We start from the raw sequence: 20,579 nt of genomic DNA, 5'->3' as shown, positions 1-20,579 counted from the left end.
TACTGCCGTGGCGACAGCAAACGCTCTTGGTGGGAGCAGACTAGAACGTCCGGGGAGCGCAATCAATATTTATTCCATATTTATTTTTTGTGGAATATTTTTTCCAATACACTGACATAATGGCTCGCCATTCGCCGTGCATCGTTTCAGCACGCCGCGCGGGCCGTGATGCCGGGGTATTTTTTTGCGCCTACCCTGTAGACTTGCGCCACCCACCCGCGCAACAGACGAAAACGCCAGAAGGATTGCCCATGTCCCGCACCGATCCCGAGACTACCCTGGAAGCCACGCTCGCCAGCCCTCCGATCAATGCCGAGCGCCTGTTGCAACTGATCACCGACGAGTACGAAAGCCTGCCGCGTCAGCTCAAGCGCATTGCCAGCTACATGAGCCAGCAGCGCGACCGGATCATGGTCGACCGCATCAGCGATATCGCCCGCGAATGCGAAGTGCACCCCTCCGCCATCGTGCGCTTTTCGCAACGGTTCGGCTTCAGTGGGTTCAGTGAGATGCAGGCGCTGTTTCGCGAGGCGTATACCCACAAGACCACACCGGTACAGAACTACCAGCAGCGCATCCGCAGCATGATCGCCAACAAGTCGCAGAAAGCCAGCGGCGGCGACCTGGCACGTGAATGCGTCAACGCCACGCTGTCCGGCATCGAGCGCCTGGGGCTGGAACTCGATGACGCGGCGTTCGAGAAAGCCGTGGACCTGGTGGTCAATGCCGACAATATCTATGTGGTCGGCGTGCGCCGTTCCTTCGCCGTCGCCGATTACCTGGTCTACAACCTGCAGCACACCAACAAGCGCATTCACCTGATCTCAGGCTTGGGCGGCAGCTACCGCGAGCAGATGCGCAGCGTACGGGCCAACGACCTGGTGATCGCCATCAGCTTCACGCCCTACGGCAAAGAGACCCAGCACTGCCTGCGCATCGCCCAGCACCAGCAGGCCAAGACCCTGATCATCACTGACAGCAACCTCTCGCCCCTGGCCAAGCGGGCGAACACGGTGCTGTTGGTGAACGAAGGTTCCTCGTTCGCCTTCCGCTCGTTGAGCGCCACCTTGTGCCTGTGCCAGGCGCTGTTCATTGCAGTGGCGTATCGCCTGGAATTGAAGGTGGACGAGATTCATGAACAGGTCGGGTTCGAAGACTGAGCGACAGACACCGACTCACGTCGCGATCAGCAACTTTGTCAGCACCCGCCCGTGAAAACGGATCTGCGCCAGGGTCAGCGCGGTGTAGCCGATGATCACCGCCGGCGGCAGGCTGGCCTCTACGCAGAACTTGCCCAAGGGCTGCAGCGCCAACCCGACGGCAGCCGCCCGCTCACAGAAGTCCTGCTCCTCTACACCGGGCAGCAACCACAGGACAAAGTGCAGCCCGGCCTGCTGGCCACTCACTGAGCAGCCATCCGGCAGGCACGCGAGCAATGCATCGCGCCGCGCCTGATAAGCCTGGCGCGAAGCGCGCAGGTGCCGCACAAAGGCGCCGCTGCCAAGCAACTCCACCAACCCCAGCTGATCCGTGGCGCCCACCGAATGCCCGGTCAGTTGCAGGGTGCGCAATAGCGCTGGGCGCAACGCCTTGGGCACCACCATGAACCCCACGCGCAAACCGGGAAACAGGTTCTTGTTGAAGCTGCCGCAGTAGAGCACCCGGTCGCCGCAATCCAGGGATTTGAGCGCCGCCAGGGGCGCGCTGTTGTAGTTGTACTCGCTGTCGTAGTCGTCTTCGATCACCCAGGCGTCGGCGCGGGCGGCCCAGTCCAGCAACGCCAGGCGCCGCGACACCGAGAGGGTCATGCCCAGCGGCGCCTGGTGCGCCGGGGTCACATAGGCCAGGCGTGCGGTGGAAGGCAGTTGCGCGCAATCCAGGCCCTCGGCCGTCACCGGCACGGCCTTGACCTGTGCACCCGCCAAGCCGAACAGGCGACGTGCGGGTGTGTAACCGGGGTCTTCAACGCAGGCCGTGTCACCGGGCTTGAGCAGCGTGCGGGCGATCAGGTCGAGGGCGTGGCGAATGCCGGTGGTGACGATTACTTCATCGGCCTCGCATTGCAGGCCGCGATAGCTGCGCAGGTAATCGGCGATCTGTTCTCGCAAGGCCGGCAGCCCGGCCAGGTGGGCGGCTTCCAGCACACCAGGGCCCACGCGGAGCAAGCCACGGGAGAGGCAACGCGCCCAGGTTTTCAAGTCGAACAGGCCGGCATCCGGGCGCCGTGCCACGAAAGGCACGTGGCTCTGCACCACCGCATCAGGCTGATCAGGCAACGCCGCACGGCGCACGCTTGCGCTGGGCGCCGCAGCCGCAATGAACTGTTCGGGGATCACCGCACATACCCGCGTGCCCGAGCCGGCCACCCGCTGCACATAGCCTTCGCCCTGCAAGCGCTCATAGGCCGCCTCGAGGGTGCCGCGCGATACCAACCAGCGCTCAGCCAGACTGCGCGTAGACGGCAAGCGACTGCCCGCCGGCAGCTGCCGGTTCAGGATGGCGGTACGCAACGCATCGTAAGCGCCCTGCTGCTTGCCCGCGTCCAAGGCGGCGGGACGCGGCAGGTCCAAGGCGGATGCGGCTTTTCCTCGACTCATAAGTGGTCCATTCACTCCAGGCATAAGTGGCTCAAAGGATTAAACCACAAAGCCAGTAGAGTTCGAGGCTCCACGAACGGTATCGAGGCTTTCCATGACACAACGCGCCCTCTCCACGGGATTCTGGCTGGTGCTGCTGACCCTCCTGATCGCCTTGCCGCGCATCACCCTGGACCTGCACCTGCCGGCCCTGCCCGCCATGGCCGACTATTTCCACGCCCGCGACGCCCAATTGCAATTGACCCTCACGCTGTACACCCTGGGTTCGGCGATTTCCCTGCTGGTCAGCGGCCCGCTGACCGACCGCTTCGGTCGCCGACCGGTGCTGCTGAGCGGCCTGTTCCTGTATGTGGCGGCCACCGCCGCCTGCGCCGGGTCTGACAACCTCGGCGTGCTGATCATCGCCCGCTTGTTCCAGGCCCTGGGCGGATGCTGCACCACGGTGATCGGCCGGGTGATCGTGCGCGACTACTTCGACCGCCAGGAGCAGGCACGTCTGCTGGGCTTGATCTCCATGGCCATGGCCGTGTCGCCGATGGCCGCCCCCGTGCTGGGTAGCCTGCTGCTGCCGTTGATCGACTGGCGCGGGCTGTTCGTGCTGCTGGGGCTGATCGGGGCCGCGCTGTCTCTGGTGGTGTATCAGCGCTTGCCGGAAACCCGCCCGGCAGAGGTGGCTGCCGCGCCGCCGCGCAATCTGTTGCAGCTCTACGGCCAACTGCTGCGTGACCGCTATTTCCTGCGCTATTCGCTCGCCATCGGCTGCGTCTACAGCACCTACTTTCCGTTCATCAGTGAGTCGTCAGCTTTGCTGCAACGCGGCTTTCACTTGTCTGCCACGGCTTACGCGCTGGTGTTTGCCGCCACGATCAGCGGCTACATGCTCGGCGCGAACCTGTTTCGGCGGCTGGTACAACGTTTCGAACCCGACCGTTTGATCAGCGCCGCAATCGGCTTGAATATCGTCGGCAGTGCGACACTCGCCACCGCAACCACCGTGTTGCCAGATGAATGGTTGGCGATTGTGCTGCCGATGGTGGTGATCATGGTGTCGGTGGGCATGGCGATTCCAGCTTGCCAACTGTCGGTGTTGCAGCCGTATGGCGCGGTGGCCGGGACGGCTTCGGGGCTGTTCTTCTTTATCCAGATGTTCCTGACGACCGTGGGCAGCTGGCTCACCGGGTTGCTGTCGGATGGCACTTCAACTCCGCTGGTGATCATGACGTCAGCGGCGAGTGTGTTGCTGCTCAGCGGTTGGCTGACGCTGCGCAAAACAAAATGTGGGAGCGGACTTGCTCGCGAAAGCGGTGTGTCAGTCAGCTGATAATCGCTGAAAGACCGCCTTCGCGAGCAAGCACGCCCCCACAAGGGACCGAGCCAGGCTCAGGTTAGTGCATGAAGATCGCGATCAGGATGATGACCGGGATAGGCACGCCGAGAAACCACAAGAGTAATGAGCGCATGAGAGTGTTCTCCTTGAATTAACGAACGTAGGTTTCGGTTTCGACATACACCACGGCATCCCGACGGCGACCGCCGAACGTGGCGGCGAAGCTGGCGAAGAAGGCACCGATCAACAGCGTGATGAAGGTCCACAGCGACGTGTAGGCAGCGACTTTGGCAGCGGTGTCGGCGGCTTGCTTGGCTTTGAGCTTGGCGTCTTCGATGGCTTTGCGGGCATCGCCGTAGACCTTGTCGATACGCGCTTCGGCGTCAGCCTGGCTGAGGTTGGTGCGCTGGCTGATCAACTGGGCCAGGTAGGTCCGGTCTTCAGGAGCGAGCTGGCCGTCGTTGCTCAGGGTGCGGGTGAAGATACGTGCAACCACGCCATGGGCAGCATCATCGCTGACGGCGGCTGGGCGGTCATCGCGGAACAGGCTGTCGACGTAATAATCGAAGTCGCCACTGTTGGCGCCTTTGGCGGCACCGCCGGCTGCTTGTGTCAGGCCGCTGGTGGCACCCGAGGCAACCGCCGCACCGGCTTTGACACCGCCGCTGACGACGCTGCTGACCGAGCCGACCACCAGCACTGCGGTGATCAGCGTCGCGACGGCCCAGGCCAGGAAACCATGGGCGGTGTCGCGAAAGTACACCTCATCCGTGTGCATATTGGCCCACTTCACCCGCAACCGACCGGCGATGTAACCACCGAGCCCGGACGCGACGATCTGGGTGAAGGCCAGCCAGACGATGGTAGAAATGCCAAGCCCCTTGGCACTGATCCCGCTGTCGGCCCACGGCGAAACCGCCGAGAACCCCAGGCCGAAGCCCAGCAGTACCAGAATCAGGGAAAGTGCAGCGGCAGCTGCGGCCCCGGCAAAGATAGCCCCCCAGGAAACCCCGGAGAGCGTGCTTGATTCTTGCAGCGTGGATGAGGATGTGATCATTGTTGTTTAGCTCCAGGCATGAAAAATAGTGTTACAAGTCCCAAAAAGGACAGTGCAGGCACCATGCCAGTCGCCGACAAAAATAAATCCTATATATTTCAAACAGTTAAATAACTTGAACTTCTCGAAATCATGCAACTTGCAAGAATGAGCCGTGAGAGGTGGGCGTTATGCACTTCCACCCAGCGAATGCTCGATTTGCCTAACATGAATATTTTTTTAGTAAGCCCGCTATCATTTCTTGGCAAAATGCCCCCACTTCTAGTGTGAACGCTCACCAGGTAATCCTATGACACGCATTTTGACCATCGAGGATGACGCCGTAACGGCCCGCGAGATCGTCGCCGAGCTGAGTAGCCATGGACTGGATGTCGATTGGGTAGACAACGGCCGCGAAGGCCTGGTCCGTGCCGTGAGCGGGGATTACGACCTGATCACCCTCGACCGCATGCTGCCGGAACTCGATGGCCTGGCCATCGTCACCACGCTGCGGACCATCGGGGTGTCGACGCCGATCCTGATGATCAGCGCCCTCTCCGACGTCGACGAGCGTGTACGCGGCCTGCGTGCCGGTGGCGATGATTACCTGACCAAACCGTTCGCCTCCGATGAAATGGCCGCCCGGGTCGAAGTGCTGCTGCGGCGCAAAAGCACGGTCAAGGAACTCGAAACCGCCCTGCGCGTGGCCGACCTGGAACTGAACCTGATCACCCGCGAAGCCAGCCGTGCCGAACAGCCGCTGAGCCTGTTGCCCACCGAATACAAACTGCTGGAGTTCCTGATGCGCAACACCGGGCAGATCCTGTCGCGGATGATGATCTTCGAGGAAGTCTGGGGTTACCACTTCGATCCCGGCACCAACCTGATCGACGTGCACATCGGTCGCCTGCGCAAAAAAATCGATCCACCGGGCCTCACGCCGTTGATCCGCACGGTACGAGGTTCCGGGTATGTCATTGCTGAACCCCTCTAAGGGCTGGCGCTCCTCCAGCAGCCGCTTGCTGGCGCTGTACAGTTCGTTGTTCGTGGCGTGGAGCTGCATCCTCATGGGGGTGCTGTACTACGAGGTCTCGGGCTACCTGGGCGACTTGTCGCGTCACTCCCTGATGCAGCGTCAGCACCTGTTCCAGCGCTTCGACGGCGAGGAACTGGTCGAGGCACTGACCACCAGCATGACCTTCGACATGAAGGGCGTGGACGCCTACGGCCTGTTCGATGAACAGTTCCGGCCATTGAGCGGGCCGATCCGTGCGGTGCCGCCCGACCTGCCCCTGGACGGCAAGATCCACGCCCTGGCCAATTGCGTCGACTCCAACGACCCCAAGCTGCCCAAGGACAGCTGCGACGCCGTCGCCACCCACACCGAAGACGGCCGCTGGTTGGTACTGGTGCGCGCCAACGGTTCATTGTTCGGTGTCACCCGGATCATCTGGCATGCCCTGCTGTGGGCCCTGTCCCTGACGATCATCCCCGGCGCGGCCGGTTGGCATCTATTGCGGCGCCAGCCGCTACGACGCATTCGCGGGATCCAGGCCAGCGCCGAGGCCATCGTCGCCGGCGACCTGACGCACCGCCTGCCGCTGTCCAATCGGCGTGACGAACTGGATATGCTGGCGGCCATCGTCAACGCCATGCTCGACCGCATCGAAAAACTGATGAACGAGGTCAAGGGCGTCTGCGACAACATTGCCCATGACCTGCGCACTCCGCTGACGCGCTTGCGCGCCCAGCTCTACCGCATCAAGCAACAAGCGGAAGAAGACTCGGCCCATGCGGTGAAACTGGATGACGCCATCGCCGAGACCGACACCCTGATGGCGCGCTTTCGCGGGCTGCTGCGCATCTCCGAGCTGGAAGACCACCAGCGGCGCTCGGGTTTTCTGGTGATGGACCCGTTGCCGCTGCTGCGCGAACTGCATGATTTCTACCTGCCCCTGGCGGAAGAAGGCGAAGTGGAATTGGTGCTGCAGATCCCCGAATCCCTGCCGTGGATCACCGGCGACCGCGCGTTGCTGTTCGAAGCCTTGAGCAACCTGTTGAGCAACTCGATCAAGTTCACCCCCTCCGGAGGGAAAGTCATCCTGCGTGCCGCCACGGATATGGGCAGCACGCGGATCGAAGTACTCGACTCGGGCCCCGGCATTCCGGTGGCCGAACGCAAATCGGTGTTCCAACGCTTCTATCGGGTGGATGAAAGCGATCAGCAGGGCGGCTTCGGCTTGGGTCTCTCGATCGTCGCGGCGATCATCAACCTGCATGGCTTCAAGCTGGAGGTCGGCACCAGTGAACTGGGCGGCGCCCGGCTGGTGCTGGAATGCCGCCAGCAATTGATCCCCGAGTAACGCCGCCCAACGGGCGCTGGGCAGCCCCTAGAGTACCGCCCCCATCGCCTTGATCAACACCGGGTCGCGCCCATAGATATCGGGCGCGTACACCAAGCCACCCTGACGATCCACCTCAACCGTCCAATACCCCAGCAGCACCGGCACAGGTGTGGCCAGCCTGAACTCATGGGTCACGCCGGTGGCCAGCAATTCGTCGGTGCGCGTCCGTTCGGCCGGGCTCACCAGCAGGTCGCGCAACAGCAACGGTTGCTCCACCCGCACACAGCCTGAACTGAACGCTCGCGGCCCTTTGGTAAACAACGGCTGGCTGGGCGTGTCGTGCAGGTACACCGAATACGGGTTGGGAAAGCGCATCACGATCCGGCCCAACGGGTTACGCGGGCCGGCGTCCTGGCGCAGAAGAATGTTGCCCGGGCGCGACCAGTCCACCTGGTCTGCCGTCAACGGATGACCTTGGGCATCGAGCACCTGCAAGTTTTGCTGGCGCAAATATTCGGGGTTCAAACGAATGGCCGGGAGTTTGTCCTCGCGCATGATGGTCGGCGGGATGGTCCAGGTGGGGTTGAGGGTCAACCGGGTGATGCGCGACTTGAGCAGCGGCGTCTGGCGTTCGGCGCGGCCCACCTGCAGGCGCGTCTGCCACACCGGGATACCGCTTTGGTAGACGCTCAGTTGCGCCGCCGCGACGTTCACCACCACCCCTTCGGGTTCCAGGTCCTGGGCCAGCCAGCGGAAACGCTCGAGGTTGATGCGCAGTTGTTCGCGACGCATGGCCGGGCTGATATTGAGTTCGGCGACGGTCCCCGCGCCGATCACGCCATCCGCTTGCAATGAGTGGCTGGCCTGGAACGCCTTCACCGCCTTGACCAACTCGTCCCGGTACTGCTTGCCGTTTCCGGGGCTCGCCTTGGCCAGGTAGCCGCCGCTGAACAAGCGGCGCGCCAGTTCCGGCACACGCGGGTCTTCCATGCCGGGGCGCAGCAAGGGGCCGTTGGCGACCGGGTCCCAATGCGGCAAGGGTTGCAGGCGCACGGTCGCGTAGGCATTGCGCAGGCTGCGATACAAGTCGGCGCTGGGGCGGGCCTGATCGAACGCTTGCGCCATGTCTTGCAACCCCGTAGCGGCAAACGCCAGCACCACGGTGTCCGGGTCACGGGCAGGCGGCAGCGCATGCCATAGCGGCTCGAACCGCGATTGCTGCAGGCGACCGTAATGCAGGTCCTGCAGGGCTTGCAGGTACTGGCGGCTGCTGTCGATATCGCTGCACAGCACGTTGGCCGTGGCGTCTACGGCAGGCAGGCTATAGTGGGTGGGGTCCAGGCCATCGTCGGCCAGCAACTGCAGTTGGGCCTGCAACGCTGAACGGCGTTCACCGCTTGCCCACAACGGAGCGTCGCCCTGCTGCTGGTAGAACGCCTGCAACCGCAGCAGGGCGGCAGCGTCGATGCGTGGCGCCAGGTCGGGACATACGCTGGGCAATTGCGCCAGGGCCAGCTGGATCGGGCTGGATGGTGCAACGGGGACTGCGTCTGTCGGCAACAGTTCGGCTGTCGCGACCAGTGGTGCAACGAGCAAGCAAATGCTCAAGTAACATGCGTGTTTTTTGAACAATGACTTTGCTCCAATCCACAGTGGGGGGATGTACTGTAGATGCTGACTTTTATCCGTCGCCTCGGCCTGGCTGCCATGAGCCTGGCCGTACTGAGCCAGGCTGCGATCGCCGCCAATGGCAATCCTCCCTCCCTGTATAACAGCCTGGCGCGCTCGGCTCCAGAACTCAATCCCACCGTATTGAAAAGCGCCCTGAGCGCCGTGCAGTGTGCGGTCAATAATGGTGAAGAACGCTCCGATCGCCTGGCGGTTATCGACTACTCGCAACCCTCGACCGCTCGTCGCCTGTGGATCTTCGATTTGCGCAAGAAAACCCTGGTGCTGCGTGACCTGGTGGCCCATGGCGCAAAATCCGGGGAAAACTTCGCCACGCAGTTTTCCAACCGCGAGGGCAGCCACCAGTCCAGCCTGGGGCTGTTTCGCACCCAGGAAAGTTACCTGGGCACCCACGGTTATTCATTGCGCATGGACGGCCTGGAGCCCGGTTTCAATGACCAGGCCCGCGACCGTGCGCTGGTGATTCACGCCGCCGACTACGTCAACCCGGCCTGGAGCAAACGCGAAGGCCGCATCGGTCGCAGCCAGGGTTGCCCGGCCGTACGCCCGCAAGTGGCGCGTCAGGTGGTGGACAAGCTCAAGGATGGGCAATTCATGTTTTCCTGGTACCCGGACCGGCATTGGCTGAAGTCCTCGACCTACCTCAATTGCAAACCCCAACAAGTGGCCAGTAGTCGTACAATCCGTGGTGGATAGCCTGTCCCCACCGATAAAAGAGAGCGCCGCATGCTTCTACACAAGTCCACCTGGATCGAAATCGGGCAGTTTCTGGAGCGCAGCCGCACGGTCGTGATCCCCATTGGTTCCAATGAACAACATGGCCCGACCGGCCTCCTGGGCACCGACTGGATGTGCCCGGAGATCATCGCCCATGAGGCACAGAAGAACGCCGACATCCTGATCGGCCCCACCTTCAATATCGGCATGGCCCAGCATCACCTGGGCTTTCCCGGCACCATCTCGCTGCGCCCTTCCACCTTTATCGCCGCGATTGGCGATTGGGTGCGCTCACTGGCCGGGCACGGTTTCGAGAAGATCCTGTTTCTGAACGGCCATGGCGGCAATATCGCCACCATCGAGGCCGCGTTTTCCGAACTGTATGCCGAGGCCAGCTACGCCCGTCGCGAAGCCGGGTTTGCGCTGAAGCTGGTGAACTGGTGGGACCTTGAAGGTGTCGGCGATCTGGCGCACCGCCAATTCCCGGTGGGCCATGGCAGCCATGCCACGCCGTCGGAGATCGCGGTCACGCAGTGGGCGTATCCGGAGTCGATCAAGTCAGCCGATTATTCGCCGCAGATTGCCAACACCGGTCCAATCCGCGAGGCGCTGGACTTCCGCGCACGCTTCCCCGACGGACGCATGGGCTCGGACCCGGCCCTGGCGACCGTGGAAAAAGGCGGTGAGTTGGTGGCGCTAGCGGCCAAGGGCCTGGTCAGGGCGGTCGACAGTTTCAGCAGCGAAGCGAAACCCTGAGCCCTCCCCCTGCGACCCTTGTAGTGAGCGGGCTTGTCCCGCGCTGGGTTGCGTAGCAGCCCCAAAACCAGGCGCCTCGGTCTTTCTGAAACACCGCAGCGGCAGGGTTTAGGGCGGCTTCGCCACCCAGCGCGGGGCAAGCCCGCTCACTACAGGTTACTGGCAGTCTTTGGCTGCCTGTTCCAGCCGGGAGGGCGTGATCGCCGATGCCAGCGGCTTGCGCTCATACAGGAACACTTTGGTGCCGTCCTGGGACTTGTAGGCTTCCAGCACATCATCAGCAGCGAACTTGCTGGTCAGCAGCACCTTGGCGTGGCGCGAGTTCTGCGTCACGGTGGAGGTGATGCCGTGCTTTTCAAGCGTGGGCAATACGCACTGCACATAACCTTCAGGCGTCTTGCTGGTTTGCAGGGTCAAGGTCGGAGCATTGGGTGCGGAAACACAACCGGTCAGTCCCAAAGAAGCAAAGGCCAGGGCCGGGGCGAAAAAAGAGCGCATAGAAATTCCTGAAAATAACTGAAAAAAGTTCACATCAACCCGCTCGGACCAACGCCTTGAGCGACACATCAAACTGCCTCAAGGCATCTTGCTGCACATCGCGCTGCTGCTCGATCTGCGCGGCGATCTCGGGCGCCGCCTTGTCATGCACCCACACCGATGACACCTGCTTGTGCACCGAACCTTCGGCCTTGGCGATGTATTGCAAGTCCGCGTCATAGAACCGTGCGGTAAAGCTTGCTTCCACCCAGTCGTTGCGCGGGGTCAGCAGTTGGTTATGGGTATCGAGCATCACCACTACGTCCGGGTGCGCCTGCACCAGCTCATCCAGGCTGCTATAGACCGTGACGGACAAAAAAGTGCCCTGCAGCGAACCCAATAGCCAATCGATGGCCAACTCCGGATCGGAGCTGTTGACGAATGCCTCGCGGATACGTCCGTCAAGGGCATCCTTGGCGCCGTTCATGGCCATGGCGTGGTAGCGCTCAAGGTAGCGGAGGTTGTCGCGGGTGTTTTCGCTGTACAACACCCCCACCGACTGCGCGTGCGCCAGGGAGTCTACGCTACCCACGAGTGGCAGCAAATGGCCCGTACGCAGTTCATCGGCACTAACCGGGGTGGTCATGACCACCGAACCCAGCATCAACATCATCAAACCCAGTTGGATTATCGTCCTCATCGCGCATTTCCTTGAGCAGCGTCTCGATGGTGCAATTCTCCCCTTTTCCAGCAAAAACAGAACTTGCGATCCTTGATGGTGACTATCATTTGAACCGATAGTGTTACACCGCCCGCTTTCAATAAAACTTATAAGGACCACGCCATGAAGCCGCACCAGAAAACCTTCGACCGCATTCGCGAAGCCGTACTGCCGGAGTTTCGCGAGCGGGTCGCCGATTACCTGGTCGATTATGAAGCCGTGCTGCAGGACGAAACGGCCGACGCCGACGAGCGCTACGCCAGCGCCCAGCAACTGCGCGGTTACCTGCGTGGCTTGAACACCACCCGCGTGCTGGGCATGGCTGATTGGGAAGACCTCGACCGGCGTGTCGCCCACGAATGGCTGTCGCCGCTTACAGCGCCGGGCGTTGCAGGTTGACCCAGGCCTGCACTGACGGGCGCTGCCACTGACGCTCGGCATACGCCACCAGCTCGGCCGGCACCTCGTCACCATTGAGGATCAGCCGGTTGAGCATCACCGCCAGGTCCACATCGGCAATCGACCACTCGCCGGACAAATACGCCGCGTTGCCCGCCAACAACGTCTGCGCCGCACTGAGCAACTTGTGCGCAGCGGCTTGCGCCACGGGCGACAGGGGCGGCATTTTCGCGCCGTAAAACACCACCAGCGTCGAGCGTTCCTGACGAATCGGCAGCAAGTCACTGCGCAACCACGCCTGGACTTGCCGCGCCCTCGCCCGCTGCCTGGGGTCAGCCGGGTACACCGGCGTCCCGGGGTAGACCTGTTCGAGGTATTCAGTGATCGCCGAGGACTCCGACAGAGCAAAGTCACCGTCCAGCAACGTCGGCACGCGCTGCGTCACCGACAGCTCGGTGTAGTCCTTCGCCTGCTGTTGTGCGGCGTCCAGGTCCAGGGTACGGGTGTCGAACGCCAACCCCTTCTCGTGCAGGCTGACGAATACCGACATCGCATAGGGGCTGGTGAATTGAGCGTCAACGTAGAGGCGTAACGGCTGCATGGCGAGTCTCCTTGGGTGAAATGCCACGCTACGAGATATGCGTTGGTAAAGAAAATGCAGGTTTTTTATGGGGGCATTCCTGGCAGGAATAGCACGGGTAGTGGCAATATTATGGCTATTCGCGATTTCTCGACATTGCTCCCCCTTCGTGGCCTTCAAGGAATGAATAGCACATGAAACAAGCGGTTGTGGTCATCCACGGCATCGGCGAACAGCGCCCGATGGACACCCTGCATGGCTTTGTGGACGCCATGATCCCGGCGAACACGCCCGACGCAAAACCCTTCTACTGGAGCAAGCCGGATCGGTTGTCGCGCAATTTCGACCTGCGCGTATTGAAGTCGCCAGGCCGCACGTCCACCGACTTCTACGAATATTATTGGGCCCACAAGATGCAGGGCACCAAGCTTGGCCACCTGCTGAGCTGGTTGTGGGACCTCTTCAAGCGCCCGCGCCGGGATATTCCCGACGCGATCGTGCCGATCTGGCGCACCACGCGCTGGACACTACTAGTACTTTTGCTGCTGATCGCCAGCGGCACCCTGGCCACGACCTGGGGCCGCTTCGATCACACCGACAACCCCTTCGCGCTGGTGCCGTTGCTACTGGGCGCCATCGGCCTCGGATTACGCTATTCCGCCCTGTCCTACCTGGGTGATGCGGCGCGATACCTGAGCCCCAACCCGCAGAATGTCGTGGTGCGCGAACAGATCCGCGCCGATGGCGTAGCGCTGTTGCGCGCCCTGCATAACCAGGGTGACTACGACCGGATCATCGTGGTCGGCCACAGCCTGGGCAGCGTGATTGCCTACGACATCGTCGGTTACCTGTGGCACGAATATCACGATCAGCTGAACAAGGTCATCCCCAGCAATCACGAATTGGCCAGACGCTACGCCAACCACGAACCGCTGCAACCGGTGCTCAAGCAAGCGCTGCCCGACGCCGGCGCGGCCCTTGATGGCGGCCTGGGCAGCACCCTGAGATTTCGCGAACAACAGGCCGCGGCCTTTATCGAACAACGCAACCTGGGCAACCCCTGGCGTATCACCGACCTGGTCACCGTGGGCAGCCCGATGGCGCATGCCAGCCTGTTGCTGGGCCGCAGCGTCAGCGACTTCCAGCAACGCATGGAGCGTCGTGAAGCCCCAGCCTGCCCGCCCACCAAGGATGACCAAGGCTACGGCTACAGCGCCCGCCAACCGGTCATGCTCGGTGGGCAGGCTTTCACCCCGCTCTACCTGCACCATGCCGCCGCATTTGCGGTGACGCGCTGGACCAACCTCTACTTCCCCGCACCTTACGGCCTGTTTGGCGACATCGTCGGCGGCCCGGTCAAGCCGGTGATGGGCAATGGCGTGCTGGATTTGCCGGTCACTGTGGGTCGCTGCAAAGGCTGGCTCGCACGCTCCTGGCTCAGCCACACCCACTATTGGAGCGAGCGCAGCGGCGCCCAGGGCTACCTCGGCGCATTGACCCAGGATGAACACGCGATCAGCCAAGGCCCCCGTCCTTCGGCCACCGAGGCCCTGCGCTGGGCGATCGACCTCAAGGGTCTGCGGCGATTTCGCTCGACCGAGCCCAAGAACACAGCGACACCTACCGAGGCCTAACCCGCAAAACCACCCGCCTTGAGGAACGCCTGCTCTGGTTCGGTGGTAGCCCTTGCCAGTAGCGCGTTGCGATGGGGAAAACGCCCGAACCGTTCGATGATGTTCGCGTGCTCCTTGGCCCAATGAAAGGTGCGAGCATCCAGTTGCTGATTCAACGCCAGCGAGCGCTGCTGATCCGCCGGGTCTTCGGAATGCTCGAACGGCAAATAACAGAACGCACGTAGCTCAGGTTCGATCAGGGTATCCAGCCCCGCGTCCACCATGCGCCGGGCATACAGCCGCGCCAGGGGGTCGGTGGCGAACATATGCGCGGTGCCGCGAAAGGCATTGCGTGGGTATTGATCCAGCAGAATCAGCAAGGCCAACGCGCCCTCTGCCGACGCCAGCCAGTCTTCCAGTTCGCGACGGGCGGCCTGCATATGGGTTTCGTAGAAGGTGTCGCGAAAGGCCGCGTCAAACGCAGCGTCCTTGGCGAACCAACGCTTGGGTCCGGCCCGTTTCCAAAATTCAACGACCGCCTCGGCCGGTTGTGCAGGTAAGCTCATCACTCTCCCCCTGGGTCAAACCACGGATTTCATCGCTTGACCCTAACAGCAAAGGAGCGGCGCGATAGTGAGACAAACTCATACTATTTGAGACAAACACAAGTTCTCCTCACGTTGCACTCAGATGCCTGTAAAACGCGAGAAACATAAAATAGGCACAGACCGCCAGGGCCACACCCATGCAGCGATTGAACAACGTGAACGCCGACGCGCCATTGATCCGCCGCCCCAACAAAGCCCCGAGCAACGCATACATCCACGGCGCGCCGAACGCTGCGAAGGCCAACGCGGCAGAAACACTGGCAATGGCCAGCCCGGTGATATGCGCCGCCGGCAACATCACGCTGGTGATCGGCAACACCGCCATGATGCCCTTGGGGTTGAGCAGCTGGATCACCAGGCCATTCCAGAACGTGAGGGTTTTGGCCGGTGCCGTTGAAGTGTCTTCTTCCACTACCGTACGGGCGGTGAACACCTGATAGGCGAGGTACAAGGTGTACACCCCGCCCACCAGGGAAATGTACGGCAATGCCGCGTGGGAAATGATCGCTTCGCCGGTATAGCCAAACAGCACGAACAACACCAACATCGCGCACCCCACGCCGGCGAAGAACCCGGTAGAGCGACGAAACTGACCGGTGAGCCCGGCGTTGAGGCCCATGAAATTCACCGGGCCAGGGCTGTACATGACGCTGAAGGCGTAGAGGAAGATATCCATGGGGAACCTGCAGTAAAAAGAATGCCTTGAGTCTACTGAGGGCGATTGGCAACACTCTTGTACGTTTGTGGTCGTTGTAGTGAGCGGGCAAGCCCGCTCACTACAATGGGTTTACAGCAGGGGAATCGAATAGCTCACGAACAAGCGATTCTGATCCTGGTCCCTGGCCACTTCACTGCGTGACATACCGTTACGCCAGCCGAACCCGACGTTCTTGAAGGTGCCGCTCTGCACCACATAATCCAGGGAAATATCACGTTCCCATTCGCTGGCATCCTGGCCGCTGGCGGTCTGGATATGGTCACCCTTCAAGTACATCACCGAAGCCTTCAAGCCCGGTACACCCAAGGCGGCAAAGTCATAGGCGTATTGCGCAAACGCGGTGCGCTCGCCCGCCTGGATGAAGGTCTGCACGGTGCGGTCGGTGTAGAGGTACAGACTGGAACCGCCCTCGCCTTTGTTCACCAGGCCACCCTGGTTGAGTTGGGCGAAGTTGCTGTCGTCTGACACCTGCTGGTAACCGGCAGTAATCGCGTGTGGGCCCAGAGAATAGATGAACGCCGCACTCCAGGTGTTGTTGTCGATTTCACCGCTGCCGTTTTTGGTATAGCCGCCGAACTTGTAGCCCTCGGCACGGCCGGCGGCGCTGCTGTTCTTGCCGTCGGAGGTGGTCTTGAAATAGCGCAGATCCGTCTTCAGCGAGCCGTAGTCACCCAGCGGCAACACATGGATCAAGCCCGCGAAGTGCTGTTGGTAATAGTCTTCGAGGTTGGCGTAGTAATACTGGACCATCAGGTCCTTGTTCACTTGGTAGTCGGCACCGGCGTAGTTGAATTTATTGCTTTCCCGGGTACCGCCCGCCGCCGCCAGGCCGCTGCTGTCGCTGGAGCCACGGCCGGTGGTGTGTTGCAGTTGGCCGCCGATGAGGGTCAGGTTGTCGATGTCCTTGCTGGTGATTTGCCCGCCCTCGAAGGACTGCGGCAACAGGCGGCCATCGTTACTGACCAGGATCGGCAGGTTTGGGCGCAGGTAGCCGTAACGCGCTTCGGTCTTGGCAAAACGCGCCTTGGCCGTCGCACCGCCACGCGCCCAGTTGTCGGTGGCCTTGCCGTCATCGCTGGGGATCATCGAGCTGCCGACGTGGCGCCCGGCGCCACTGTCGAGGGTCACACCGAGCATGCCGACCGCATCCAGGCCAAAGCCGACGGTGCCGTCGGTAAAGCCCGATTGATAGTTGAGGATAAACGCCTGGCCCCACTCTTCGGTCTTCGACGGTGCGGCGGCGCCGTCACGGTTATCGTTGTTGAAGTAGAAGTTGCGCAGGCCCAGGTTGGCTTTGCTGTCCCCCAGGAAATCAGCCGAGGCCAAGGGGCTCAGGGCCAGGCCGAGGCCGCCGGTCAATACGCTTAATACATTCAAAGTAGCTTTCATCAGGACGAACTCCGGCGCGGAATCCAGGTTCCGGGCGCAAAAAATAAGCAGCAGGATGCACGCGACCGCACTTGAATGGGCCGGTGCGCTAACGAACGGTCAGAGACTTAGTTGAGCGAGTGAACCTCCGTAAGACCTCAGTCAATCAATCCATGGGCGTCATAAAACGGATACGGTCCCGGGTATTCCCCGAACACGCCGTTGTGGCTGATCAAGCCGTGTTGCGCATCCCAGCGATGCAACAGATAACCCGCCGGCTCGAGGTTGAAATGCGCGGGCGCGGCGTCTTGCAAATCCAGCACGATCTGATGGGACGTGCCGGGGCATACACAACTGAGGCTGCCACCGAAACGCCGTTGCATGGGACGGTGCAAATGCCCGCACAACAGGCGCTCGACTTGCGGATGGCGCGAGACGAGTTGCTCCAGGGCAGCCGCATTGATGAAGGGTTCACGGTCCATATGGCCGATGCCGCTGATAAACGGCGGGTGGTGCAAGATCAGCAAAGTCGGCGCGTGCGGGCGTAACGACAATTGCTCGTCGAGCCATTGCAACTGGCTACCCAGTAACTGGCCGCCATGGCCACCAGGAATCGTGGAGTCAAGGCCGATCAAACGCAGCGGATGCTCATCCACCACCCAATCCAACGGCCCCTGCGCCGACGCCGGCAAGTAGGCATGCTCGGGGAACGCGTCCAACAGCGGCCCACGACTGTCATGATTGCCGGGCACCAGGTAGCACGGCATGAGCAGGCGTGCGAGTTCGGGGCGCAACACGGCGTATTCATCGGCGCGACCAAAGTCCACCAGGTCGCCGCTGACCACCACGATGTCGGGCCGTGGGTGGCTGGCGTTCAAATGGTCGACGGCACGGCGCAGCGCGCCCAGGGTATCGACTACGCCATAGGTGAGGCGCTGACCGGCTTTGAGGTGCAGGTCACTGATCTGCGCGACTAGAAACGGACGATTCAACATAAATTCTCAAGCATTCAGGGTGAACAACATGTGCGGCGCGATCGCCAGGGCAATCGGCGCGCCAACGGCATGCAACTGGTTATCCTGGCTGTCGACCAGCAGCGGTTGCGGGCCGCCCACTTCGACGATCAGGCGGCTTTGCGCACCCTGGAAAAACTGCGCCACCAAGTGGCCGTGCAAGTGCCCTTCGCCTTCCATCACCCGCAAGTGTTCGGGGCGGCAATACACCGTGCCGGGCTGGTCGGGCGCCTGCCACGGCAGTTCACCGCCACACACTTTCAGGCCGTGCGGCGTTTGCCCGAGCACCGAGAAGGCATTGAGGTTGCCGACAAACCCGGCGACGAAGGCGTTGGCCGGCTTCTGGTAGATGTCGCGGGGGCTGGCCAGCTGGGCGACACGGCCGTGTTCCATCACCAGGATGCGGTCGCCCAGGGCCATGGCTTCGCCCTGGTCGTGGGTGACAAACACGCTGGTGATACCGAGGCCACGCAGCAGTTCATTCAGCTCACTGCGCAGGCGTTCACGCAATTGCGCGTCAAGGGCTGCCAACGGCTCATCCAGCAGCAACACCTTCGGGCGTGGCGCCAAGGCACGAGCCAGTGCCACCCGCTGACGCTGGCCGCCGGAGAGTTCATGGATGCTGCGTTTGCCGTGGTGCTGCAAGCCCACCAGTTCCAGCAACTCTTCACAGCGCTTATTGCGCTCGGGCGCCGACAGGCCGCGAATCTTCAGGCCATAGACAATGTTCCCGGCCACATCCAGGTTGGGAAACAACGCATAGTTCTGGAACACCATACCCACGTCGCGCCGCTCGATGGGCAGGCGGGTAACATCCTGATCGCCGAAAAACACCTGGCCCACATCCGGGCGCTCAAGCCCCGCGATCAGGCGCAGCGTGGTGGTTTTGCCGCATCCGGAAGGCCCGAGAATCGCCAGGGTTTCACCGCCTTCGACGGTCAGGTTCAAGTCATGCACGGCCACGGTGCCGTCGGCGAACGCCTTGCGACAGCCTTTCAGATCAAGGGTGATAGCGGTCATCGACGCTCTCCACGGGACAAACGAGCACTGATGGCCTGCAACGCAATCAACAGCGGCACGATCATCAGCAAAAAGATAAGGGTGTAGGCACTGGCTATTTCCAGACGCGCCGAGGCGTAGCTGTCGGCCAGGCCAACGGGCAAGGTCTTGGTCATCGGTGTGTGGAGCATCCAGGTCAGGTTGAACTCACCCAGGGACAGGGTGACCACCATCAGCACACCCGCGAGGATCCCTGCCCGGCAATTGGGCACCACCACGCTGAAGAAACGCTTGAGCGGCCCCGCGCCAAGGCTTGCGGCGGCTTCCTCCAGCACCGGCAGTTGCTGGCGCTGCATCACCGCCATCACCGGGCGGACCAGGAACGGCAAGGTGAACAGCACGTGGCCGACCAGGATGAACAACCAACTGCTGCGAAAGCTGCCGAACTGGCCGTAGGTCAGCAGCAACGCCAACGCACTGGCCAACCCCGGCATCGCCACCGGCAGCACCATCAACTCTTCGAAGGCGCGGCTGAAGCGGTTGTTCATGCGTACCAAGGCATAGGCCGCAGGTACGCCAATCACGCAGACAACGACCGCGCAGGCCAGGGCCAGTTGCAGCGATAACCACACCGTGGGCGAATAGGCCTGCCACACCTGGAGCAACCAATCGAAGGTCAAGCCGCTGGACAAACCCACGAAGAAGTTGCGCGTCAGCCCAGCCAGCAACGACATCAGCACCGGCACCAACATGAAGGCGCATACCAGCAGGGTGAACAGCAATTGAATGACAAACAGAGATGAACGCTTCACAGCACAGTCCCCGAGTTCTTCACCAGGCGTCGCGTGAGCAACAACACCGCCCAGGTCACCGCGCCGAGCACCACCGACAGCGCAGCGGCGACGGCAAAGTTGGCGTAGTTGGTGAATACGTTGTAGATCGCCACCGGGGTGACATTCAGTCGTGTGCCCAAGGTAAAGGCCGTACCGAAGGCCCCCATGGACGTGGCAAAACAGATCGCCCCGCAGGACGCCAACGCGGGCGCCAGGCCCGGCACGATCACATCGCACACCACGCGCCAGTGCCCGGCGCCCAGCGAGTGGGCCGCTTCTTCCAGGCTGCGGTCGAGGCTCTCGCACGCCGCCATCACCGTGAGGATCACCCGTGGGATCGAGAAGTACAGGTAACCCACGAACAGCCCCGCCAGCGAGTAGGCAAAGATCCAACGCTCACCGGCCAGTTGCAGGCCCAGTGCGGCGAACAGTCCTTGGCGCCCGGCCAACAGGATCACCAGGAACCCCACGACCACGCCGGGAAACGCCAACGGAAAGGTGAGCAACGCGACCAGCGCCGAACGCCCGAAGAATTGCTGGCGAGCGAGGAATACGCCGCTGATGCCACCGATCACCAGCGCGACCGCTGTCACCACCACGGCCAGGACCAGGGTTTGCCCGAGGCTGCCCAGATACTGCGCGCTGCTGAGCACCTGCCAGTAACCACTGCCCTGGCCGTCACGGCTCTCGGCGCCGAGCAGCATCAGGTGCGCCAGCGGTAATAACCAGAACGCGAGCAGTAGCGCGAGGGCCGGCGCGAGCGGCCAGATCATGCGTTTTGCT

Annotated in this window: 21 protein-coding genes; 8 read left to right on the top strand and 13 right to left on the bottom strand. The window is 62.0% G+C overall.

Features of this window, described 5'->3' with window-relative positions; translation table 11 throughout:
• Positions 1-251: 251 nt before the first annotated feature.
• On the top strand, positions 252-1,160 hold the full coding sequence (locus DK870_RS19750) for a MurR/RpiR family transcriptional regulator (protein ID WP_060757178.1): 909 nt from the start codon (positions 252-254) through the stop codon (positions 1,158-1,160).
• Between the two features lie 15 nt (positions 1,161-1,175).
• Here the strand turns inward: DK870_RS19750 and DK870_RS19745 are convergent, their stop codons facing one another.
• Positions 1,176-2,597, bottom strand: a complete 1,422-nt coding sequence (locus DK870_RS19745; protein ID WP_161549461.1) for a PLP-dependent aminotransferase family protein — start codon at positions 2,595-2,597, stop codon at positions 1,176-1,178.
• Between the two features lie 94 nt (positions 2,598-2,691).
• On the opposite strand from DK870_RS19745, the gene DK870_RS19740 reads away from it, so the two are divergent.
• Positions 2,692-3,918, top strand: coding sequence for a multidrug effflux MFS transporter (locus DK870_RS19740; protein WP_161549460.1), 1,227 nt, complete (start codon positions 2,692-2,694; stop codon positions 3,916-3,918).
• A 157-nt stretch (positions 3,919-4,075) separates the two neighbouring features.
• Here DK870_RS19740 and DK870_RS19735 read toward each other — a convergent pair whose 3' ends face one another.
• Complete coding sequence (locus DK870_RS19735; RefSeq protein ID WP_161549459.1) at positions 4,076-4,981, bottom strand: hypothetical protein; 906 nt, start codon at positions 4,979-4,981, stop codon at positions 4,076-4,078.
• Positions 4,982-5,270: 289 nt separating this feature from the next.
• Here DK870_RS19735 and DK870_RS19730 point away from each other — a divergent pair, with 289 nt between their 5' ends.
• Together DK870_RS19730 and DK870_RS19725 are read left to right on the top strand one after the other, a co-directional pair.
• Positions 5,271-5,954 (top strand): response regulator transcription factor, encoded by a 684-nt coding sequence (locus DK870_RS19730; protein WP_060757182.1) that lies wholly within the window; start codon positions 5,271-5,273, stop codon positions 5,952-5,954.
• Positions 5,932-7,323, top strand: a complete 1,392-nt coding sequence (locus tag DK870_RS19725) for a HAMP domain-containing sensor histidine kinase (protein ID WP_060757183.1) — start codon at positions 5,932-5,934, stop codon at positions 7,321-7,323. Before DK870_RS19730 ends, DK870_RS19725 begins: the two co-directional genes overlap by 23 nt.
• Positions 7,324-7,350: 27 nt before the next feature.
• On the opposite strand, the gene DK870_RS19720 is transcribed toward DK870_RS19725, so the two are convergent.
• On the bottom strand, positions 7,351-8,937 hold the full coding sequence (locus DK870_RS19720; RefSeq protein ID WP_161549458.1) for a murein L,D-transpeptidase: 1,587 nt from the start codon (positions 8,935-8,937) through the stop codon (positions 7,351-7,353).
• A 39-nt stretch (positions 8,938-8,976) separates the two neighbouring features.
• Between DK870_RS19720 and DK870_RS19715 the strand changes: the two genes are divergently transcribed.
• Together DK870_RS19715 and DK870_RS19710 are read left to right on the top strand one after the other, a co-directional pair.
• A complete protein-coding gene (locus tag DK870_RS19715; protein WP_060757185.1) occupies positions 8,977-9,690 on the top strand; it encodes a murein L,D-transpeptidase catalytic domain family protein in 714 nt (237 codons plus the stop codon).
• Positions 9,691-9,720: 30 nt separating this feature from the next.
• On the top strand, positions 9,721-10,467 hold the full coding sequence (locus DK870_RS19710; protein ID WP_060757186.1) for a creatininase family protein: 747 nt from the start codon (positions 9,721-9,723) through the stop codon (positions 10,465-10,467).
• Between the two features lie 156 nt (positions 10,468-10,623).
• Here DK870_RS19710 and DK870_RS19705 read toward each other — a convergent pair whose 3' ends face one another.
• A complete protein-coding gene (locus tag DK870_RS19705; RefSeq protein WP_090371598.1) occupies positions 10,624-10,965 on the bottom strand; it encodes a hypothetical protein in 342 nt (113 codons plus the stop codon).
• A gap of 34 nt (positions 10,966-10,999) precedes the next feature.
• Positions 11,000-11,644 carry a hypothetical protein gene (locus tag DK870_RS19700; RefSeq protein WP_060757188.1) on the bottom strand — a complete coding sequence of 215 codons (645 nt, stop codon included), beginning with the start codon at positions 11,642-11,644 and terminating at the stop codon, positions 11,000-11,002.
• Positions 11,645-11,788: 144 nt separating this feature from the next.
• Between DK870_RS19700 and DK870_RS19695 the strand changes: the two genes are divergently transcribed.
• Positions 11,789-12,064 carry a hypothetical protein gene (locus DK870_RS19695; RefSeq protein ID WP_060757189.1) on the top strand — a complete coding sequence of 92 codons (276 nt, stop codon included), beginning with the start codon at positions 11,789-11,791 and terminating at the stop codon, positions 12,062-12,064.
• Here the strand turns inward: DK870_RS19695 and yfcF are convergent.
• On the bottom strand, positions 12,039-12,665 hold the full coding sequence (gene yfcF, locus DK870_RS19690; protein ID WP_161549457.1) for a glutathione transferase: 627 nt from the start codon (positions 12,663-12,665) through the stop codon (positions 12,039-12,041). The two genes, DK870_RS19695 and yfcF, sit on opposite strands and share 26 nt — an antisense overlap.
• Before the next feature lie 173 nt (positions 12,666-12,838).
• Here yfcF and DK870_RS19685 point away from each other — a divergent pair, with 173 nt between their 5' ends.
• A complete protein-coding gene (locus DK870_RS19685) occupies positions 12,839-14,278 on the top strand; it encodes a lipase family protein (RefSeq protein WP_161549456.1) in 1,440 nt (479 codons plus the stop codon).
• On the opposite strand, the gene DK870_RS19680 is transcribed toward DK870_RS19685, so the two are convergent.
• The 7 genes from DK870_RS19680 to DK870_RS19650 all read right to left on the bottom strand — a co-directional run bounded on the left by DK870_RS19680 (position 14,275) and on the right by DK870_RS19650 (position 20,569).
• Positions 14,275-14,823, bottom strand: coding sequence for a DUF924 family protein (locus tag DK870_RS19680; protein WP_104993423.1), 549 nt, complete (start codon positions 14,821-14,823; stop codon positions 14,275-14,277). The two genes, DK870_RS19685 and DK870_RS19680, sit on opposite strands and share 4 nt — an antisense overlap.
• 109 nt (positions 14,824-14,932) lie before the next feature.
• Positions 14,933-15,541, bottom strand: coding sequence for a LysE family translocator (locus DK870_RS19675; protein ID WP_104993422.1), 609 nt, complete (start codon positions 15,539-15,541; stop codon positions 14,933-14,935).
• 111 nt (positions 15,542-15,652) lie between these two features.
• Positions 15,653-16,972, bottom strand: a complete 1,320-nt coding sequence (locus DK870_RS19670; RefSeq protein ID WP_161549455.1) for an OprD family porin — start codon at positions 16,970-16,972, stop codon at positions 15,653-15,655.
• 137 nt (positions 16,973-17,109) lie between these two features.
• The gene (locus tag DK870_RS19665) at positions 17,110-17,943 is read right to left on the bottom strand and encodes a phosphodiesterase (protein WP_161549520.1); all 834 of its coding nucleotides are present in this window, start codon (positions 17,941-17,943) and stop codon (positions 17,110-17,112) included.
• Between the two features lie 9 nt (positions 17,944-17,952).
• On the bottom strand, positions 17,953-18,984 hold the full coding sequence (locus DK870_RS19660; RefSeq protein WP_161549454.1) for an ABC transporter ATP-binding protein: 1,032 nt from the start codon (positions 18,982-18,984) through the stop codon (positions 17,953-17,955).
• A complete protein-coding gene (locus tag DK870_RS19655) occupies positions 18,981-19,775 on the bottom strand; it encodes an ABC transporter permease (RefSeq protein WP_161549453.1) in 795 nt (264 codons plus the stop codon). Before DK870_RS19655 ends, DK870_RS19660 begins: the two co-directional genes overlap by 4 nt.
• A complete protein-coding gene (locus DK870_RS19650; protein WP_161549519.1) occupies positions 19,772-20,569 on the bottom strand; it encodes an iron ABC transporter permease in 798 nt (265 codons plus the stop codon). The genes DK870_RS19655 and DK870_RS19650 overlap by 4 nt, the downstream gene beginning before the upstream one ends.
• Positions 20,570-20,579 lie beyond the last annotated feature (10 nt).

Origin of the sequence: Pseudomonas sp. Q1 (genome assembly GCF_009935975.1) — a bacterium.
Classification (GTDB): domain Bacteria; phylum Pseudomonadota; class Gammaproteobacteria; order Pseudomonadales; family Pseudomonadaceae; genus Aquipseudomonas; species Aquipseudomonas palleroniana.
This window is presented reverse-complemented; position numbering and strand designations above follow the sequence as displayed.

Coding starts and splice junctions, on each gene's coding strand:
- DK870_RS19750 (WP_060757178.1), top strand. CDS start 252: ATGTCCCGCACCGATCCCGAGACTACCCTGGAAGCCACGCTCGCCAGC.
- DK870_RS19745 (WP_161549461.1), bottom strand. CDS start 2,597: ATGAGTCGAGGAAAAGCCGCATCCGCCTTGGACCTGCCGCGTCCCGCC.
- DK870_RS19740 (WP_161549460.1), top strand. CDS start 2,692: ATGACACAACGCGCCCTCTCCACGGGATTCTGGCTGGTGCTGCTGACC.
- DK870_RS19735 (WP_161549459.1), bottom strand. CDS start 4,981: ATGATCACATCCTCATCCACGCTGCAAGAATCAAGCACGCTCTCCGGG.
- DK870_RS19730 (WP_060757182.1), top strand. CDS start 5,271: ATGACACGCATTTTGACCATCGAGGATGACGCCGTAACGGCCCGCGAG.
- DK870_RS19725 (WP_060757183.1), top strand. CDS start 5,932: ATGTCATTGCTGAACCCCTCTAAGGGCTGGCGCTCCTCCAGCAGCCGC.
- DK870_RS19715 (WP_060757185.1), top strand. CDS start 8,977: ATGCTGACTTTTATCCGTCGCCTCGGCCTGGCTGCCATGAGCCTGGCC.
- DK870_RS19710 (WP_060757186.1), top strand. CDS start 9,721: ATGCTTCTACACAAGTCCACCTGGATCGAAATCGGGCAGTTTCTGGAG.
- DK870_RS19705 (WP_090371598.1), bottom strand. CDS start 10,965: ATGCGCTCTTTTTTCGCCCCGGCCCTGGCCTTTGCTTCTTTGGGACTG.
- DK870_RS19700 (WP_060757188.1), bottom strand. CDS start 11,644: ATGAGGACGATAATCCAACTGGGTTTGATGATGTTGATGCTGGGTTCG.
- DK870_RS19695 (WP_060757189.1), top strand. CDS start 11,789: ATGAAGCCGCACCAGAAAACCTTCGACCGCATTCGCGAAGCCGTACTG.
- yfcF (WP_161549457.1), bottom strand. CDS start 12,665: ATGCAGCCGTTACGCCTCTACGTTGACGCTCAATTCACCAGCCCCTAT.
- DK870_RS19685 (WP_161549456.1), top strand. CDS start 12,839: ATGAAACAAGCGGTTGTGGTCATCCACGGCATCGGCGAACAGCGCCCG.
- DK870_RS19680 (WP_104993423.1), bottom strand. CDS start 14,823: ATGAGCTTACCTGCACAACCGGCCGAGGCGGTCGTTGAATTTTGGAAA.
- DK870_RS19675 (WP_104993422.1), bottom strand. CDS start 15,541: ATGGATATCTTCCTCTACGCCTTCAGCGTCATGTACAGCCCTGGCCCG.
- DK870_RS19670 (WP_161549455.1), bottom strand. CDS start 16,972: ATGAAAGCTACTTTGAATGTATTAAGCGTATTGACCGGCGGCCTCGGC.
- DK870_RS19660 (WP_161549454.1), bottom strand. CDS start 18,984: ATGACCGCTATCACCCTTGATCTGAAAGGCTGTCGCAAGGCGTTCGCC.
- DK870_RS19650 (WP_161549519.1), bottom strand. CDS start 20,569: ATGATCTGGCCGCTCGCGCCGGCCCTCGCGCTACTGCTCGCGTTCTGG.